The organism is Rhodococcus sp. BH5 (assembly GCF_027583855.1).
GTDB classification, from domain to species: Bacteria; Actinomycetota; Actinomycetes; order Mycobacteriales; family Mycobacteriaceae; genus Rhodococcus_F; species Rhodococcus_F qingshengii.
In genome coordinates this window covers 247,057-261,413 of sequence record NZ_JAJHVW010000005.1, presented here as the reverse complement: position 1 = coordinate 261,413, position 14,357 = coordinate 247,057, and the positions used below count along the sequence as shown (strand labels likewise).

The 14,357-nt window shown below is 62.1% G+C and carries 19 protein-coding genes; 8 read left to right on the top strand and 11 right to left on the bottom strand.

Annotated features, from left to right (window positions below):
• Positions 1-9: 9 nt before the first annotated feature.
• The 3 genes from RhoBH5_RS15310 to RhoBH5_RS15300 form a co-directional block, all read right to left on the bottom strand.
• On the bottom strand, positions 10-441 hold the full coding sequence (locus RhoBH5_RS15310; RefSeq protein WP_270008481.1) for a hypothetical protein: 432 nt from the start codon (positions 439-441) through the stop codon (positions 10-12).
• Positions 442-597: 156 nt separating this feature from the next.
• Positions 598-1,056, bottom strand: a complete 459-nt coding sequence (locus RhoBH5_RS15305; RefSeq protein ID WP_270008480.1) for a DUF5994 family protein — start codon at positions 1,054-1,056, stop codon at positions 598-600.
• Positions 1,057-1,152: 96 nt separating this feature from the next.
• Positions 1,153-1,548 (bottom strand): PPOX class F420-dependent oxidoreductase, encoded by a 396-nt coding sequence (locus tag RhoBH5_RS15300; RefSeq protein WP_042445944.1) that lies wholly within the window; start codon positions 1,546-1,548, stop codon positions 1,153-1,155.
• 187 nt (positions 1,549-1,735) lie between these two features.
• Here RhoBH5_RS15300 and RhoBH5_RS15295 point away from each other — a divergent pair, with 187 nt between their 5' ends.
• From RhoBH5_RS15295 to RhoBH5_RS15275, 5 genes are all read left to right on the top strand, one after another.
• Entirely contained in the window at positions 1,736-2,923 is a 1,188-nt protein-coding gene (locus tag RhoBH5_RS15295) for an inorganic phosphate transporter (protein WP_270008479.1), read from the top strand.
• Positions 2,924-2,937: 14 nt separating this feature from the next.
• A complete protein-coding gene (locus RhoBH5_RS15290; protein WP_003941641.1) occupies positions 2,938-3,219 on the top strand; it encodes a hypothetical protein in 282 nt (93 codons plus the stop codon).
• A 34-nt stretch (positions 3,220-3,253) separates the two neighbouring features.
• Positions 3,254-3,580 carry a DUF3349 domain-containing protein gene (locus tag RhoBH5_RS15285; protein ID WP_003941653.1) on the top strand — a complete coding sequence of 109 codons (327 nt, stop codon included), beginning with the start codon at positions 3,254-3,256 and terminating at the stop codon, positions 3,578-3,580.
• Positions 3,581-3,591: 11 nt separating this feature from the next.
• Positions 3,592-3,930: a DUF3349 domain-containing protein gene (locus RhoBH5_RS15280; RefSeq protein WP_118603013.1), complete on the top strand. Its 339-nt coding sequence runs from the start codon at positions 3,592-3,594 to the stop codon at positions 3,928-3,930.
• A 151-nt stretch (positions 3,931-4,081) separates the two neighbouring features.
• A complete protein-coding gene (locus RhoBH5_RS15275) occupies positions 4,082-5,125 on the top strand; it encodes an alpha/beta hydrolase (RefSeq protein ID WP_270008478.1) in 1,044 nt (347 codons plus the stop codon).
• A 72-nt stretch (positions 5,126-5,197) separates the two neighbouring features.
• Here RhoBH5_RS15275 and RhoBH5_RS15270 read toward each other — a convergent pair whose 3' ends face one another.
• Entirely contained in the window at positions 5,198-5,590 is a 393-nt protein-coding gene (locus tag RhoBH5_RS15270; RefSeq protein WP_047270830.1) for a VOC family protein, read from the bottom strand.
• 56 nt (positions 5,591-5,646) lie between these two features.
• Between RhoBH5_RS15270 and RhoBH5_RS15265 the strand changes: the two genes are divergently transcribed.
• Together RhoBH5_RS15265 and RhoBH5_RS15260 are read left to right on the top strand one after the other, a co-directional pair.
• Positions 5,647-6,426, top strand: a complete 780-nt coding sequence (locus tag RhoBH5_RS15265) for a helix-turn-helix domain-containing protein (protein WP_230691714.1) — start codon at positions 5,647-5,649, stop codon at positions 6,424-6,426.
• A 2-nt stretch (positions 6,427-6,428) separates the two neighbouring features.
• Complete coding sequence (locus tag RhoBH5_RS15260; RefSeq protein ID WP_047270827.1) at positions 6,429-6,779, top strand: inorganic pyrophosphatase; 351 nt, start codon at positions 6,429-6,431, stop codon at positions 6,777-6,779.
• Here the strand turns inward: RhoBH5_RS15260 and RhoBH5_RS15255 are convergent.
• Genes RhoBH5_RS15255 through RhoBH5_RS15245 form a run of 3 tightly spaced genes read right to left on the bottom strand, consistent with a single transcriptional unit; the run spans position 6,772 to position 9,690 of the window.
• Complete coding sequence (locus RhoBH5_RS15255; RefSeq protein ID WP_047270824.1) at positions 6,772-7,881, bottom strand: LLM class flavin-dependent oxidoreductase; 1,110 nt, start codon at positions 7,879-7,881, stop codon at positions 6,772-6,774. The two genes, RhoBH5_RS15260 and RhoBH5_RS15255, sit on opposite strands and share 8 nt — an antisense overlap.
• Entirely contained in the window at positions 7,881-8,726 is an 846-nt protein-coding gene (gene thiM, locus RhoBH5_RS15250) for a hydroxyethylthiazole kinase (protein ID WP_054186673.1), read from the bottom strand. The genes RhoBH5_RS15255 and thiM overlap by 1 nt, the downstream gene beginning before the upstream one ends.
• A gap of 43 nt (positions 8,727-8,769) precedes the next feature.
• The gene (locus RhoBH5_RS15245) at positions 8,770-9,690 is read right to left on the bottom strand and encodes a sulfurtransferase (RefSeq protein WP_080961199.1); all 921 of its coding nucleotides are present in this window, start codon (positions 9,688-9,690) and stop codon (positions 8,770-8,772) included.
• Positions 9,691-9,818: 128 nt separating this feature from the next.
• Between RhoBH5_RS15245 and RhoBH5_RS15240 the strand changes: the two genes are divergently transcribed.
• The gene (locus RhoBH5_RS15240) at positions 9,819-10,505 is read left to right on the top strand and encodes a GntR family transcriptional regulator (RefSeq protein ID WP_003941581.1); all 687 of its coding nucleotides are present in this window, start codon (positions 9,819-9,821) and stop codon (positions 10,503-10,505) included.
• A 48-nt stretch (positions 10,506-10,553) separates the two neighbouring features.
• On the opposite strand, the gene RhoBH5_RS15235 is transcribed toward RhoBH5_RS15240, so the two are convergent.
• From RhoBH5_RS15235 to RhoBH5_RS15220, 4 genes are all read right to left on the bottom strand, one after another.
• Positions 10,554-11,075 carry a hypothetical protein gene (locus RhoBH5_RS15235; protein WP_270008477.1) on the bottom strand — a complete coding sequence of 174 codons (522 nt, stop codon included), beginning with the start codon at positions 11,073-11,075 and terminating at the stop codon, positions 10,554-10,556.
• A gap of 18 nt (positions 11,076-11,093) precedes the next feature.
• Positions 11,094-12,125, bottom strand: a complete 1,032-nt coding sequence (locus RhoBH5_RS15230; RefSeq protein ID WP_047270821.1) for a cupin domain-containing protein — start codon at positions 12,123-12,125, stop codon at positions 11,094-11,096.
• Positions 12,126-12,184: 59 nt separating this feature from the next.
• A complete protein-coding gene (locus RhoBH5_RS15225) occupies positions 12,185-13,006 on the bottom strand; it encodes an alpha/beta fold hydrolase (protein WP_003941629.1) in 822 nt (273 codons plus the stop codon).
• Between the two features lie 188 nt (positions 13,007-13,194).
• Positions 13,195-14,322 carry an NDMA-dependent alcohol dehydrogenase gene (locus RhoBH5_RS15220; protein ID WP_003941634.1) on the bottom strand — a complete coding sequence of 376 codons (1,128 nt, stop codon included), beginning with the start codon at positions 14,320-14,322 and terminating at the stop codon, positions 13,195-13,197.
• Between the last annotated feature and the right edge of the window lie 35 nt (positions 14,323-14,357).

Genomic DNA, 14,357 nt, shown 5'->3' with positions numbered 1-14,357 from the left:
GATCGGGCATCACTCGTCGAACACGAAGGTGGCGCTGCCATCTTCTGGTAGTTCGTGAACGATCACCTCGTTGCCGATACCTGTGACAGCAGACACGAAAGTGGTCGTCTCCCTGTCGATCCCGACGAGCCAACTGATCCCGACACCCTGCTGACGGGGTACTCGACGGAAGACCGATTCACCCCCTTCTATAGCCGCTCCCGGGTGCAACGATCGGGCTGTGTCCAACACCGCTTGCCGCACGGCACCCAGGTCGATCAGGTCATCGTCAGGTCCGATCTGTGACGGCTGAAAATACGTCAGAGCGAACGGCAGACGGATCATCACGTTGGGCTCGGGCGCGGACCCCTGCACCGGAACAAAGTAGAAGCCCCACCCCCGTGGGGAGGGTGGGGCTTCCTTCGGTCCGGCGCTCACGCACAGTGGGAGGGTGGTGGACATGCCGGACCGACGACACGGCAGGGAGTCAAGCTGCCGCGCCCAAGCGCTGACCTGAAGGAATGCGCCTGAGATCGTGGTTACGAGAACCATCAAACCAGACAAACTGGACGCATGTTCAGGAATCGAGAGATTCGACCCCCGCACGTCAGAAAGATCTCACTGCACCCGATAGGTTTCGCTGCGGACAGGATCCACCAACCGCCGCATGACCTCGTACGCGCGGTCCGGATCCGTGTACGGCGGAATCATCATCAAAACGAGCTGACGACCATTGATGTCGTCGAGATACATCAAATCGTGGGGCTGGCCAGGGTACGAACCCCGCACTTCCAGTCCGTCGACCTCGTCGATACGACGCTGCGCGCTGCTGATCGTGTTCCAGTCGAACGCAACCCTCGCGATCGGCCCCAGCCGCAACGAAAGTGCGGATATCAGATCGTGAAGCTCCGCCGTGACGTTCGTGGTCCACGGGAACCACGCGCCGTCAACCGATGCCTTGACGGCACCTTGCCCACGAAGCAGGAATCGCGGAGTCCGCGTCGGCGACGGGAAAGGTTGCCCGACATGGCGCTGCGGCGCTTCCATTGCATAGTCGAGAGTGCTGATGTGCGCCATGACGAGGCTCCTTGACGGAGGATTCGTGGAACCGTCAGGCAGAGGTGCCCGGTCGTGGGTACCATACCTTCAGACTACTCCGCTACGCAATCCCGACTACGCATCGACGGAAATGATCACGCCGGTGTCGCCGTACGGGAACGGACCATTACCGATGTGACCGAGGGTGTTGAAGAATTTCGAAATAGGCACCATCACACCGTATTTCGCTTTGACTTTGCTGCGGATCTCGTCGAATTCAGCTCCACCGCTCACCAACTGAGCGGTCCCGGTGACCGGCGACGCACCGTCGGCAACCTTTCCGCGGTTGTTGCACGGCACTACGGTGACGCGTGGGTTGTTTCGCAGCCGCTTGGCCTTACCCGATTTCGAGGAAGTCCAGAAGCCGATACGTCCGTCAGGCAGAGGCACGACCCACGTCGGCGTGGCTACGCCGTCACCGCTCTTACGGAATGTGGTGACCGAGATCGTCTTCTCTTCGCCCAGGGACATGAGACGAGCGTATGCCTCCACAACCTCCACGACCATGCACGCGAATGAATTTTCTCTGCCTCAGGCGTTTCAAAACGGGCAATTATCCGGACGAAGGTGAACAACAGGTGCCGAGTGGTGGAAATGTCGCGGAACGACCCCGTCTCAGGTCGATTTGTGGCCCGCCGGTGTTGGAACATGACTTCTCGTGAATGCGGAACTCATCGTTCTCCTCGTCGTCGTCGTAACCGCTCTGGGGTTCGACTTCACCAACGGTTTTCATGACACTGGCAACGCTATGGCCACGTCGATTGCAACCGGCGCCCTCAAGCCCAAGGTGGCAGTCGCTCTGTCTGCTTCCTTGAACCTGGGCGGAGCTTTCCTCTCGGTAGAGGTTGCTGCCACCGTGGCCAAGGGTGTGGTGAACCTCGGAAATGTGGGTGGCCAAGCGCTGCTCACCATCGTCTTCGCCGGCCTTGTCGGCGGCATCATCTGGAACCTGGCAACGTGGTTGCTCGGCATCCCCTCGAGTTCCTCACACGCACTGTTCGGCGGCCTGATCGGCGCCGCCATCGCGTCCCTCGGCATGAGCGGTGTCGCCTGGAGCGGCGTCCTCAGCAAGGTTGTCATCCCCGCAGTTCTCGCTCCCGTCGTGGCCGGCTTGGTTGCCGCGGCCGGCACCTGGCTCATCTACCGCATCACCTCCAACGTCGGAGAAGAAACCAAGGACAAAGGTTTCCGACTCGGCCAGATCGGTTCGGCTTCACTCGTTTCCCTCGCACACGGCACCAACGACGCTCAGAAGACCATGGGCGTCATCTTCCTCGCCCTGGTCGCCCACGGAACCATCTCCGCCGACGCGGACATGCCGTTCTGGGTCAAGCTCACCTGTGCGCTCGCGATCGCTGCCGGAACCTACCTCGGCGGTTGGCGAGTCATCCGCACTCTCGGCAAGGGACTTGTCGAGATTGCCGCACCACAAGGCATGGCAGCCGAAGCATCCTCTGCTGCAATCATTCTCACCTCCAGCCACCTCGGCCTTCCGCTCTCCACCACCCATGTGGCGACGGGTTCCATCATGGGAACCGGTCTGGGACGCAAGGGCGCCGAAGTTCGTTGGGGTGTAGCCGGACGTATGGCGGTCGCCTGGTTGATCACTCTTCCGTCCGCTGCAATCGTCGGCGCTCTGTGCTGGGGACTGGCCGACATCGTCGGCGGCCTGCCCGGTGTCCTGGTCGTCTTCGCCGTGCTCATCGCGTTGGCCGGCTGGATGTACCTGCGCTCCCGCAAGGAGCCCATCGATCCGAGCAACGTCAACGCCGAGTGGGACGGCGGCCTGGTACCCGCAGAGGTCCCCGGTCCGGACGCCCGCGTCACCACCGACGTCAAAGCCTGAAAGAGGGAATCGACATGGATATCTTGAAAAACACCGTCGACTCGCTCTGGCAGGTCGTACTGGTCGGCCTCCTGCTGGGCGCCGGACTACCGGCGATCTTCGCAATCGGCCTGAAGTCGCTCGACGCCGGACAACGTGGCAGTGGCGGCGGGAGCACTGCCGTCGCGGCTCGCAGTCCGTTGGCCGTGGCAGGCGCAGTGGTGTGCTTCGCGGTCGTGCTCATCGCGATCGTCACCGGAATCCTCTTCATCATGCAGGGCTTCCTCAGCCACACATTCGGCATCGAGATCTTCTGATCCCGTGCGCCCTCACGAGCGGAAAGACATCACCGTGACTGCACCGACTCCATCCCTTCCTCAATCCATTCTTGACTGGCTTCGCGCCGGCTACCCCGAAGGCATACCGCCCAAGGACCGCATTCCGCTGGTCGCATTGCTACGACGCAAACTCTCGGACGCGCAAATTCGAGACATTGCCATCGGCGCTGCACTCGCAGAACTGAGCGACGTCAACAGCGACCAGGTGATCTCGAGCGACGAGATCAGCGCTCAGATCGCCGATCTGACGAGCCAGACTCCCTCGGACGAGGACATCGCGCGCGTTGCCTCCGTCCTTGCTGCCGCCGGGTGGCCCCTCGCTGATCTCGACAACCACTGAAGCTCGATTCGTTGAGTCTTCCACCACTTCTGGCTTCGATACTCGGCTGGCTGCGTGCCGGGTATCCGAACGGTGTGCCGGAGCAGGACTACGTCCCTTTGATGGCCCTGCTCCGGCGACAACTGTCCGACGACGAGATCGCCGTTCTTGCTGACGATCTCGTCGCCGGCTTTCCGCTTCCGGTCGATCCGATCGACTTTCCCGGTTCGGTCGATCCGATCGACATCGGCGTCCTCATCACCAAGGTCACCGACGATATTCCGCACGAATCGGACATCGCTCGGGTACGTGAACACCTGATTCGTGGAGGTTGGCAAATCGTGGCACAACCTCCGGTCGACGACGCCTGACGGCATTACGGTAAATCGGACCAGTTTGATAACGAACCGGTAACGGTGCCGTCGAGGTCAATACAGACCACTTAGTGTCATAAGGAATTCCGCGCCTCGGGGGGCTCGGTCGGATTTCGGTGTGCAAGCACCTTTGGGGCGGGAGTGATACATGCACGAGACTCACACAGATTTGGCGAAGAACCCAGATATTTCGAACCCGGATCTTTCGAGAAACCGTATTTCGAAACGAATCAAGCGTCGGATCCTGGGCCTCGCAGCGACAGCACTCGCACTCCCCCTGACCGCAGGCCTGATCAGCGGATCGGTAGCGACCGCAGCGCCCGCGCGTACCGCCCCGGCCGGTGGCTACGAGGAAGTGTTCGTAGACTCGTCGATGGGACCGATCAAGGTTCAGATCCAGTGGGCTTCGCGCGGCGGCAACGCGGCACTCTATCTTCTCGATGGCCTACGAGCACGCGACGACCGAAACGCATGGAGTTTCGAGACCAACGCTCTCGAGCAGTATCGCGGCGACAACGTCACCCTGGTCATGCCGGTCGGCGGGCAGTCCAGCTTTTACTCCGACTGGTATGCGAACAGCAATTTGAATCGCCAGCCGGTCACGTACAAATGGGAAACCTTCCTCACCCAGGAACTTCCCGCCTATCTGGAATCGCGCGGCGTCTCCCGAACCAACAACGGCGTGCTCGGACTGTCCATGGGTGGCAGCGCGGCACTGACGCTAGCCGCCTACCACCGCGATCAGTTCAAGTTCGCCGGTTCGCTCTCGGGATACCTCAACATCTCAGCTCCAGGCATGCGTGAGGCGATCCGGGTGGCCATGGTCAGCGCCGGGTCCTTCAATGTCGATGCAATGTGGGGACCGCCGTGGAACCCCGCTTGGCTCCGCAACGATCCCTTCGTGTTTGCACCCGAACTGGCTGGGCTCTCGCTGTACATATCCGCTGCGAGCGGCCTGCCCGGGCAGTTCGATCAACCGCGTCGGCCCGTCGACTTCGTGAATACCGGAAGTGCCATCGGGCTCGAGGCCCTTGCCTTGATGAACTCACGGGCATTCCAACTGCGCATGAACTCCCTGGGAATTCCGGCAACGTACAGCTTCCCGGCCAACGGCACTCATTCGTGGCCGTACTGGGGTGCAGAACTGTGGAAGGCCCGAGGCCAGATCCTCGACACCCTGAACGCTTGGTGAACTGACAACGACTCGATCACCGTCAACCGCAGGCCCCGACCGATATTCGTTCGGGGCCTGCGTCGTTCGAATTCAGAGCGCGGCAAAGAGATCCACGGTATTGCCGTCGGGATCGAGAAGAACGGCGTAACGCTGCCCCCATACGGCGTCGAAGGGCGCCTTGTGCCCGGGGAAGTCGGCTGTCATGCGCTGATACGCCTCGTCTACTGCGGCGGGAGTCCCGAAATCGAAGGCCAAAGCGACGGGGTGTCGACCTTCCCCGACAGCGAAGTCCGGATCGAAGCTCGCGATGGTGGACAGCGCGTCCCAGGCCAGCCGAAGCCCACGGTCGAAAGTGAACTCCACATGCGGAGCGTCAGCGGGTGTTTCCGGAATGTCGAGCCCGAGGGTTCGGTAGAACGCGAGGGAACGCGCGAGATCGTTGGTGACGATTCCGACGAGATCGAGTCTCGGAGAGACGGACACGGTATTTCTCCTGTTTCGGGTCGAGAAGTGATCGGCGAGTGTGTGACGATGATCTGATGACCGGCACTGACACCCTCGCTCTCGACGGTAGTCGGACGGTAGCGTCGAGTCTTGAACAAAACGGCCACACCTATGTCGAGACTCGGATCACCGGTTCGGCCGGCCTCTTCAGTTGCACGTGGAAAAGCACCAGCGAAGCCCATACACCCACGGAAGCAAAGCGGATTCTTCCCGATCTCTGCGCCGACTTCATCGTCGACAGCACCGGAAAGTCGTGGCTCGTCGGACCTGCCACCGGTGCCGATCTGGTTTCGGTCGCCGCCGGTACAACCATGTGGGGCATCCGGATCAATCCACCGGCTCTGCGGAGCCTGCTCGGCACAGTTGCCGACGCGGTGCAGGATTCGAAGATCGCCTTCGACGACATCCTCACTTCCAGACAAGCGCGGGTACTTGCCGACGCCCTGAGCCACGAGGCAGTCGACGCTCACCTACTGGGCCAGTTGTGGCGCGGACTGGAACCCGACCACGGAATCGAGCGTGGTTACTCCGCGCTCATCTCCTCCCCTTCCACGCCGATACGAGAGATTGCTGCAGACCTCGGTGTTTCCGAACGTCATTTCAGACGATCGATCACATCGGCGGTCGGGCTGTCCCCCAAACTGATTCAGAAGGTGAAACGAATGCAGGACGTGTTGACTCTCAGCCGCGGCGCAAATCTCACGCTGTCGTCGCTGGCCGGTCGCGCCGGCTACGCCGACCAAGCCCACCTCGCACGCGATACGCGTGCACTGGCAGGCCTGACACCGACTCAGCTACTGCGCGAGCACCGGTAACGATGAGTGAAGAACTGTTCGCCGCCCTCGATCACCTGGCTGCCACGTCAGCTGTCGTGATCGATCGCCCCCGAGGGTCGGCACACCCGCGGTACCCCGATGCGATCTATCCGCTCGACTACGGCTATCTCGACGGCACGGTCAGCGCGGACGGCGACGGGATCGATCTGTTCCGAGGCTCGGCCGTCGGCAACGGTGTTGTCGCCGTGGCCGTTGTTGCCGACATCGTCAAGAAGGACGTGGAAGTCAAGATCCTTCTCGAATGTACTGCGTCTGAAATCGACACTGCCACAGCATTTCTCCGCGACGTTCTAGGTCTCGGTGCCACTGTCTTGCGGCGCGCCGTCAGCTGAGTTCGTCGAATCGCGGAACAAGATGCTCCGCAACCCACTTCGCTTCCTCGATCAGAGGCCAACCTGCCAGGATCAGTGCAGTCAAACCGGTTCGGCTGCGAAGCGTGCGTACCGAGTCCGTGATCGAATCCGGATCGCCGACGTAGTACACGGCCGATGACCCGGTGCCGAAGATGTCGAGGGGTGACCACGCCGTGATACCCGCGTACAGCCCGTCACCGACGTACAACTCCTCCGGTTCCGGAAGTCGGCCGGAGGCAATCTTGTCCGCCCAACCCTGTCGCTGAGCGTCGCGGGCGGTGAAGGTCTTGAGGTCTTGCTTCCCCTGAGTACGACGACGCACTGCGTTGTCCAAGACATGAGCGATCTGCTCGACGCCCGTCTTCTCGAACAACGAACGGAACCGGTCGTGCGCCTGCGCCTTGGTGGGGCGAACGATCACACCGGTGAGCGCACCGAAGTCGGTGAACTCGCGCCCGGCTGCCTCCGCCGCCGCCCGTGCGGCAGAGAATTTGTCTTCGATGAACGAAGTCTCGCGCAGCATCGCCAAGTAGGTGTCGAGCACCTTGCCTGAATTCGCCAGGCCTGCAGGCGAATCACCGGTACCCCACAGCGGAACCTGATGCCCAGCGGGCGCATCGATACGCAGTGGTGTGTTGGGAAAGTTCGACTCCGCGCCTTCGGCGTAGATGCGGCGGAAGTCCGCCCAGTACTGCTCCCCCAACTCGTAACGCTCGTCGTGGGGCACGTTCATGTCGTACTTGGTCAGGATGTTCTCGCGTCCGTTGACCGAGTTGATCAACAGTCGGCCGCCGCTGAAGGCGTCGAAAGTCAATGCCTTCTCCGCCAGCAGTCGCGCCGGCGTCATGTTCGCGTAGACGGCGACGAGGAACTTCATGCGCGTGGTGTGCGCTGCCGCCCACGTCGCCGAGATGAACGGATCGTTCGGCCAGGTGGCAACAAGCGCACCTTCGAATCCGCCGTCGTCGATGGTCTTCGCGAGCTCGATCTGCCTGGCCCCGTCCACGGGGAACAGCCCACCGGGGCTCCACGGGTAGTCCCCGTCGGCCTGGGTGAGATACCAGAATGTCTTGATGCCCATCAGTTCTGCACTCCAGCCGGCAGGTCGAACGATTCGATTCGGGCACGCGAACGGATGGTGTCCGCATTCACGCTGTAGAGCGCGTCGAGGTATGCGACCGCGAAAGAACCGGGGCCCGAGGCATTTTCCTCGGCGATCTCCGATGCCACGGCAACATGCGTGTGCGCGGCAACCAATCCGTCCAGCGCGGTCGACGTGACGGCGAGGTAGGCGGCGACAAGACCGCCCAGAGAGCAACCGGTACTGGTCACGCGCGGCAACAGCGCGCTGCCACCGGAGACTCGGATGCCCTGGGTGTCACCGCCCGCATCGCGGCCGACGATGTAGTCGACCGGTCCGGATGCCGACACGGCATCCGCATGCTTCAAGAGTGACAGAGCGGCGGGCACCGCGTCGGCGGAATCGGAGGCACTGTCGACGCCGCGGGTGTCACCGCCGAGTCCGGCCAGAGCGATGATCTCCGATGCGTTCCCGCGGATGGCGCTGGGGTGAAAGCGCAGCAGATCCACAGCGATACCGCTCCGCCAGGGTAGTCCGCCGACACCGACGGGATCCAAAACCCATGGCGTACCGGCAGTTCGGGCCGCTTCTGCTGCTATCAGGAAAGCTTCGGCTGTCCCGTCGTCCGGCGTTCCGAGGTTGACGAGCACTCCCCCGGCGATGGCAGCGAACCCACCCGCTTCGTGGACGTTGTCGATGTGAGCGTTGCTTGCGCCGGCGGCGAGCAGAACATTGGTCAAGAAGTTCGCAGAAACGATGTTGGTCAGCGACTGGACGAGCGGTACCTGATCGCGGAGTGCGTCGATCGCCGACGCGACGGTTTCGACAGAGACAGTGTCAGACATGAGAATTCCTTCAGAACGGGAGGCAATTGAGGACTGCGGCGATTCAGGACCGCGGACATCGAACATCCGCAAGCGCGCCGCCGGGCTCACCGCCGACAACCATCGGCAAAGTCGGATCTGCAGTCCATTCCTCCAACGAACCGTCGTAGACCTTGACGTCCTCATAGCCGCCGCGGATCAGTGCGAGTGCTGTCAGGCACGCCGAAACTCCACCGCCGCAATAGATCACGACAGGTTCAGCGACGGGTGGTAGAACGTCAGCAGATTTCGACCGAACATCGTCCGCCGGAAGCATCCGGGCATCGGCGTCGAGAAGACCCTTCGCAGACAGATTCACACTTGACGGAATATGTCCGCGTCGCGAATATCGCGTCTTCTCCGTTCCCTCGTACTGCTCAGGCGCCAGCGCGCACACCAGCGTTCCGGCTTCTTCTCCTGAGGACAGTGAGGCAACGCGAGGTAGATCGACCCACAGGCCAAGGTCCGTCACACTCCAACGCTTCGACGCCGACGTGTGGGTGACGTCGTCGCCGCTCGCGAGGGCGAAGCCGCATCGAGTCCATTCGGCGAGGCCACCGTCGAGGACCCTTGCTTCGATGCCGGCGTTGCGAAACACCCACCAGAGCCGTGATGCCCAAGTGGTCGAACCCTGGTCGTAGATCACGATTGTCGCACCCGGTTCGATACCACTGGATTGGAGATCGGACATCAACTGCTCCGTTGACGGGCGTGTGAAATGCAGCGCCGCTTCCCTTTCGGAAAAGACGTCCATGAGGTCGACGTGTCGGGAACCCGGGATGTGCGAGGAAACCCAGCCGTCGTACCCGGACTCCGGGCGATAGTCGCCGTCGAATCGCGCGGGAGGAAAATGAACCGTCGCGTCGAGCACAGCGACGCCTCCCTCGCGCAGCATCGCGTCGAGTTCAGCAGCACTCACCAGCGGCGACGCGGTCTCTCCAGCCACTTCAGACCCTCTCCCTCGGAAACGAACAAGCACGAACCTAAATGAGTACTAGCGTATACGCAAGTACTCACTCGTCGCCGATGGCATAATCGAACGCGCTCTACTTGCATGCACAGGAATGAGGACACATGGATCTCGACGCCGATACGAGCACCACCGATCTGCTGGTGCCGGAGGCTGCGCTGGGCCGGTCCGATCAGACCTCGCGGCAGTACCTGCGCCTGCGAGCCGACATCCTGGCCGGCAAGTTCCCCCAGGGCTCTCCGCTGCACGAGACTCAATTGTGCGAATCGTACGGCGCATCGCGTACCCCGATCCGCGAGGCACTCAACTGGCTCGCGCACGACGGTCTACTCGAACGAGCCGCCCGCGGTTTTCGTGTCCGTTCCGGCACACCCGAGGACGTCATCGAAATCTACGCAGCGCGGGTTGCCCTCGAATCGGAAGCCGCCGGCGCCGCCGCACTCCGCCACAGCGATCTCGACCTTGCCCGCCTGGACGGATTGCACGAGTTCTGCTGCACTGCAACAGAAGGCACCGAGGTTCGTGCCGGAAACTTCAAGTTTCACGAGGCCCTCTGGCAGGCCGCCCACAATTCCACGATCACCTCATTGCTGATCCGCCTCACCACCCAATTGCGAATCTACGACAGCGGCCCGCCGTCGAACTACGGCGAACCTGACCTGCTCAATTCGGAGCATCAAGAGATCCTGAACGCCATCCGCGCCCGGGACGAATCGTCCGCACGTGGTCACATGCGCAACCATCTCGAGCGCAGCCGCGACCAACGAATAAGGATGTTCGCCAGCCGCTGACTTCAGAGAGCCCAGATTTCTGCACGCCGACGCCTGCGCCGCCGTCGCTCAGACGGGGAGCGTGCCGGTCTCGACGTCGTACACGCTCTCGGCCGGGCTCGACATCACTCGATCCGCCATCTCCTGCTTGAGCTCTGTCAGCCGTGACTCGTCTTCGGCCGTCCGGTCGGACTTACGGGACAGAGTGATGAACTCGTCGACGACGAACCCCTCCCGAACAGTCAGCGTGACGCTCGCGCCGCGATAGGTGATCCGAAATACGTACAGCGCGAGCGTGTTTCCACGTTCACGCCTGGCCAAGGAACTGTCAACGGTGTACCGCCCTTCGGTCACCGCGCGCGTGACCAACTCGAACGAATCGCGCACTCCTGGTCCGCCGTGTGCGGTGGTGACGACCAGCTCGCGACGCTCGACGGAGCCTTCCCCGCCGAGCACACCGAGAGCGCGCTCGAGAACCTTGTAGGCATGCGCCACGCCGCCCGGGGCCTGCGGACCGTGATAGCGGAGGGCGTCCTCGTACGTGAAGTCGAGCGTCGTCCCGTGATCGGTCACGGTGAGCGCGGTGGCCATAATGGGCGTCCTTGCCGATCAGTGCTGGCGGTCGATCGGATTGATCCGCGAGACGATGAGCGGATCGATCGGGGTGAAAGGAAAGTGCGGCAGATCCCGTTCCGGAACACCGAACGAGGCCGAGAGAACGCCGCGTGAGAACGCGGAAGCCGTTGCACGGTAGCCTATGTCGCCCGGCGTCGGCTGGTCGAAGAAGATGAGGAAGTTGATGTCCTCGTCACCTAGAACCTCGATGTGATGGGGATAGGCACGCGGAACGAAATACACCTGACCAGGCTCCAGTAGGTAGGTGTCGAGCGAACCGTCCGGATCGAGGACCGTCATCCGCCCGTGACCACGATGCACGTATCCCATTTCGGCAGTGACGGGATGCCAGTGTGGCTCACGCATCCCACTCTCGCGAATAGTCAACGAGTACATCGAAAGATCCTCCAGCGCCGCCCAATACTGCTTGCGCGCCACTTTCGCCTGTCCGTACGGATATGCGAGAGGCGCGATCTGGCCTTCGAGATCGAAGAGATGCGCGTTGGGAAGGCCGGCGGTATCGGGAACGACGGCGGCGCCGTCCCGCCGAACTATCTGGGACGCATCGGCTCTACCGAAGACGTCGAAGGCCGATGCGGCGAGATCGTACGTGTTGCCGAGCACCGCGTTCGACATTGCGCTGACGCTACTCTGCAACGAAAAGTGCTGCGGGAGTGAAGTACGCAGGGCAGCGATGATCTCCGCCTCCTCCTCTCCGACATTCTCGATGTGATAAATCGCGCCGGATTCGACGTGATACATCTGCCCCGCTCGCACCACGAAGCTGGCGAACTCGTCAGCATTGCCCAGCATCGAGACGAGCACGGTTCCGCTGGTGACGTAGGCGATCTGGTTCGCGTTGACGTTCCATTGTGGTTCACGGATCGCGCCGGGACCGAGAACAATTCGTTTGATCGACAGACCGGACAGGATCGGCAACGAACTCGTGTCGAGTTGCGAGATCGACCCAAGTTCGTTCTCGAAGACACTGGGGCCATTGCATAGTGAGGCAACGTGTGTAGACATGGCAATTTTATCCTTCCCACTCTGGTCCTTTCGACTCCGGTCCTTCCGCCTCGCTGACGTCAGTCCTCGATGAACGCGAGAATGTCCTGGTCCAGTGTCTTCTGATATGAGCCGTAGATGCCGTGAGGTGCGCCCGGATACACCTTCAGCGTGCCCTTCTTCACCAGCTTGATCGCCTTCTCGGCCGCTGCGCCGATCGGCACGATCTGATCGTCGTCGCCCTGAGCGATGAGGAACGGAACGTCGATGGCTTCGAGATCGGAGGTCTGGTCCGTCTCCGAGAATGCCTTGACGCAGTCGTAGGCCGCGGCGAGATTGACCAACATACCTTGCCGCCAGAAGTCGTCCTTCGCCCCTTGCGAGACGTCGGCACCTTCGCGGTTCGCGCCGTAAAAGCTCTCGCTGAGATCCTTGTAGAACTGCGATCGGTCTCGCAGAACTCCCTCACGGATGCCGTCGAAGACCTCGATCGGTGTGCCTTCGGGGTTGCCGTCCGACTTGACCATGATCGGCGGTACGGCGCCGGCGGTGATCACCTTGGCCACGCGCCCTTTGCCGTGCTGCGCCGCGTACCGGACCACTTCCCCGCCGCCGGTCGAATGGCCAACCAGGACCAGGTCTTTCAGGTCGAGTGTGTCGATCAGCTCAGCCAGGTCCTTGGCATATGTATCCATGTCGTTGCCGGTGTACGTCTTCGACGAGCGACCGTGTCCTCGACGATCGTGCGCGATGGTCCGGTATCCGGCGTCGGCGAACAACTTCATCTCGACCTGCCACGCGTCAGAACTCAGCGGCCACCCGTGGCTGAGGACGATCGGCCGGCCGACGCCGTGCTCGGTGTAGTAGATCTCGGTTCCGTCGGAGGTGGTGATGTAGGGCATGCTCTGCTCTTCTCTGTCGAGTCGTGGACTGAGATCCGGACACGGTGCCCGGTTTCCTCACTCTGCGAGTGCCCACTACGGGGGCAGTCGACTCATCGATCGACAGAAATGTGCGTGGGGGCAGAAGACTCCGGCCCGACACCACGAAGCGTGGTGCCGGGCCGGAGCCTTCAGTCAAAGGGAAACGATCAGTAATCGTCCTCCGTGTAGACGATCATCCCCCGCAGATTCTTTCCTTCGAGCATGTCGGCGTACCCCTCGTTGATCTCCTCGAGCTTGTAAGTCTTGGTCACCAACTCGTCGAGTTTGAGCGCGCCGCTTCGGTAGTGATCGAGCAACTTGGGAATCTGGGACCGTGGCCCTACCCCGCCGAAGATGGCTCCCTGCAAACGCTTCTGCAGAAGGGTCAGCTCGAAGAGGCTGAGCGTCACCTGCGAATCTGCGTAATGCCCCATTCCGACGACCACGACCTGGCCACCCTTGCCCGTCGCGCTGAGCGCGGGCTGAATGATGTCGCCGTGAATCTCGCCCACGGTGATCACGGTGACGTCGGCCATCTTGCCCCAGGTGATCTCGCCGATCACCGGTAGCGCTTCCTCGAGGGAGGCAAAAGTGTGTGTGGCGCCGAATTCCTTTGCCTTGTCGCGCTTGAACTCGACGGGATCGATCGCGATCACAAATCGTGCTCCGGCGGACGCCGCACCCTGCACCGAGTTGATTCCGACGCCGCCGACGCCGACGACCACCACCGTGTCGCCGACCTTGGCTCCACCGATTGCGGTGGCCGATCCCCAACCGGTGGCAACACCGCAGCCGAGCAAGGCCGCCTTGTCGAGCGGGATGTCCTTCTCGATCTTGATCACCGACGCCTCGTTGACGGTCACGTACGGCGAAAATGTTCCGAGCAGGCACATCTGGATGACCGGCTCGTCGTCGAGGGTGACGCGGTACGTCTTGTCGGAGATCGCCTGCCCGGTCAACAGGCCGGCTCCTTCGTCGCAGATGTTCTGCAGACCCTTCGCACAGGACGGACAACGTCCGCACGCCGGGATGAAGGCGAGAACCACGTGGTCGCCTTCTTCGACGCTCGCGACACCCGGTCCGACCTTCGTCACCACTCCGGCGCCTTCGTGCCCGCCCAGGGCCGGGTAGAAGGGCAGCGGGCTGGCGCCCGTACGCAAATGTTCGTCCGAATGGCACAGCCCCGATGCGGCGAGTCGGACCTGCACCTCACCCGAGACCGGGTCCCCCAGCTCGACCTCTTCGATCTCCCACGCCTGACCTGGCGCCTTGACTACCGCTGCCTTGACCTTCACCTGCACTCCTCGAAATTCTTCGTGATGCACGGACG

Bases quoted from the DNA above. Each gene is read 5' to 3' on its own strand.
- RhoBH5_RS15310 (WP_270008481.1), bottom strand. From the start codon at position 441: ATGTCCACCACCCTCCCACTGTGCGTGAGCGCCGGACCGAAGGAAGCC.
- RhoBH5_RS15305 (WP_270008480.1), bottom strand. From the start codon at position 1,056: ATGGCGCACATCAGCACTCTCGACTATGCAATGGAAGCGCCGCAGCGC.
- RhoBH5_RS15300 (WP_042445944.1), bottom strand. From the start codon at position 1,548: ATGTCCCTGGGCGAAGAGAAGACGATCTCGGTCACCACATTCCGTAAG.
- RhoBH5_RS15290 (WP_003941641.1), top strand. From the start codon at position 2,938: ATGGATATCTTGAAAAACACCGTCGACTCGCTCTGGCAGGTCGTACTG.
- RhoBH5_RS15275 (WP_270008478.1), top strand. From the start codon at position 4,082: ATGCACGAGACTCACACAGATTTGGCGAAGAACCCAGATATTTCGAAC.
- RhoBH5_RS15265 (WP_230691714.1), top strand. From the start codon at position 5,647: ATGACCGGCACTGACACCCTCGCTCTCGACGGTAGTCGGACGGTAGCG.
- RhoBH5_RS15260 (WP_047270827.1), top strand. From the start codon at position 6,429: ATGAGTGAAGAACTGTTCGCCGCCCTCGATCACCTGGCTGCCACGTCA.
- RhoBH5_RS15255 (WP_047270824.1), bottom strand. From the start codon at position 7,881: ATGGGCATCAAGACATTCTGGTATCTCACCCAGGCCGACGGGGACTAC.
- thiM (WP_054186673.1), bottom strand. From the start codon at position 8,726: ATGTCTGACACTGTCTCTGTCGAAACCGTCGCGTCGGCGATCGACGCA.
- RhoBH5_RS15240 (WP_003941581.1), top strand. From the start codon at position 9,819: ATGGATCTCGACGCCGATACGAGCACCACCGATCTGCTGGTGCCGGAG.
- RhoBH5_RS15235 (WP_270008477.1), bottom strand. From the start codon at position 11,075: ATGGCCACCGCGCTCACCGTGACCGATCACGGGACGACGCTCGACTTC.
- RhoBH5_RS15230 (WP_047270821.1), bottom strand. From the start codon at position 12,125: ATGTCTACACACGTTGCCTCACTATGCAATGGCCCCAGTGTCTTCGAG.
- RhoBH5_RS15225 (WP_003941629.1), bottom strand. From the start codon at position 13,006: ATGCCCTACATCACCACCTCCGACGGAACCGAGATCTACTACACCGAG.